Below are 387 nucleotides of genomic sequence, written 5' to 3' on the forward strand. Positions count from 1 at the left end.
CAACACTGAGTGAAGGCTGATTGCATGCAGACGCGCGAGACGAGCGATGTTCTCCTTTCCTTGAACCCGTGTGCCCCTCTCTTAGGGGGAAAACAAGCTCGCGCATAAGGTCGCGCAACCTTTGGCAATAGCTTTGGAGAGCAACATGGTATTGCAGATGGAGTCCCCGGCTCCTTCGATTAAAGTCGAGGACTGGCTGCGTGGCGAGCCCCTCGCAAACTTCCAGCCTGGCAAAGTGTACATCGTCGAATTTTGGGCAACTTGGTGCGGACCATGTGTGACGGCGATGCCCCATCTGGTGCAGCTGCAGGAGCAATACAGGGAGAGCGGAGTTGAGATCGTCGGAGTCGCGGCTTCTGAAGACGCTCCAACGGCCGATGAGGCCCG

At 57.4% G+C, this 387-nt stretch carries 1 protein-coding gene; it reads left to right on the forward strand.

Going from position 1 to position 387, the window contains the following annotated elements; translation table 11 throughout:
• Positions 1-145: 145 nt before the first annotated feature.
• Positions 146-387 (forward strand): TlpA disulfide reductase family protein (locus AU465_RS32860; RefSeq protein WP_192257147.1); only part of this gene is annotated, 242 nt, incomplete at its 3' end.

Origin of the sequence: Mesorhizobium silamurunense, from assembly GCF_014843905.1 — a bacterium.
GTDB lineage: Bacteria > Pseudomonadota > Alphaproteobacteria > Rhizobiales > Rhizobiaceae > Mesorhizobium > Mesorhizobium silamurunense.